We start from the raw sequence: 1,445 nt of genomic DNA on the forward strand, positions 1-1,445 counted from the left end.
ATCACACAGAACACGGCGACACTGATAAGTGCACAGCGCACGCCGGAGCGAATCCGCGCTGGCTTTTGTGCGCCATAATTTTGAGCGACAAATACAGAAAATGCATTGCCGAAATCCTGCACCGGCATGTAGGCAATGGTGTCAATTTTTACCGCAACGGCAAAAGCGGCCATGACAGCGGTGCCGAAGCTGTTTACGATGCCCTGCACCATGAGAATGCCGAAATTCATGACGGACTGCTGTAAACAGGTACAGCCGGACAGCGAGAGAATGCTGCGGAGATTTTCTTTATTCCAACACATATCACTGCGTGACAGACGATATTGCGGAAATTTTTGAAGGAAATAGCACGTGATGCCAATGCCGGAGACAAATTGAGCAAAGACGGTAGCAAGGGCTGCCCCTCTGATGCCCCAGTCAAGACATACCACAAAATAGATGTCCAGTGCGACATTGAGCACAACGGAAATGGCGAGAAATAGTAATGGAATAGAGGAATTTCCGATGCCGCGCAAGACATTAGAAAAATAATTGTATAAAAATGTGGCGAAGAAGCCGAAAAATACGTAAAACAAATAGGTATGCATGTCCGCAAAGGTCTCTGGCGGGACTTGTAGCAATCGAATGATTGGATCGAGAAAAAGATAGAACACAAGCATCAGGTACAGAGACAGTGCACCGGTCGTGCTGAAAGACAGAAACATGCCGTTTCGCATAGCGGATTCATCACGCCTGCCGTATGCCATGGACAAAAAGGCACTGCTTCCCAGACACAGACCGATGATGACAGAGGTTAAGAAGGTCAGAATGGTATATGAGGAGCCAACCGCCGCGAGTGCGGTGTCACCAATATATCTGCCGACAACCCAAGTATCTACGAGATTATACAGCTGCTGCATGACATTACCGAGCATGAGCGGCAGGGCAAACAGCCATAAACTGGTGGTAATATTTCCTGTGGTGAGGTCGCGTTCTCGTGTCATAGCGTGTCTGTCCTTTCGTCAAAATCATACTTTTTTAAGTATAGCACACAGAAACAGAAACGCAATATATCAATATTCTGCTAGTGTTTACAATTTGTTCATACATTATTTGCTATATCATCACAAAAGCCTGCTATGATTGGTATCAAAGTTAATAATTAACAATGTTAACTATTGGAAATGAAAGGAGGTTTATATGGAATCGAGAGAAAATTGTGCTGCTGTCTGGAATCGAATGCGGCGAATGCGGCAAATTCAACTATGGCGGTTGAGCGAAGGCATGACCAAAGCTGAGACAGAATTGCTGCATGGCATGTATCATCTGAGTGAACAAAATCCAGAAATTCCGGTTTCTGAGCTGCCGCGTATGTGTCATATGCAGACTTCTGCCATTTCTCGGCTGATGAAGAAAATGGAAGCGGATGGCTTAATTGTCCGCAAAATGGATCCGAATTGCCGGAG

2 protein-coding genes are annotated in these 1,445 nt (G+C 45.7%); one reads left to right on the forward strand and one right to left on the reverse strand.

What is annotated here, in order from left to right; all coding sequences use genetic code 11:
* The coding region (locus ACR0P9_RS12520; protein ID WP_432620643.1) for an MATE family efflux transporter at positions 1-983 on the reverse strand (983 nt) is incomplete at its 3' end.
* Positions 984-1,179: 196 nt separating this feature from the next.
* On the opposite strand from ACR0P9_RS12520, the gene ACR0P9_RS12525 reads away from it, so the two are divergent.
* Positions 1,180-1,445 (forward strand): MarR family transcriptional regulator (locus ACR0P9_RS12525; RefSeq protein WP_432620645.1); only part of this gene is annotated, 266 nt, incomplete at its 3' end.

Source organism: Butyricicoccus sp., assembly GCF_050872565.1.
Taxonomy (GTDB): Bacteria; Bacillota; Clostridia; order Oscillospirales; family Butyricicoccaceae; genus Butyricicoccus_A.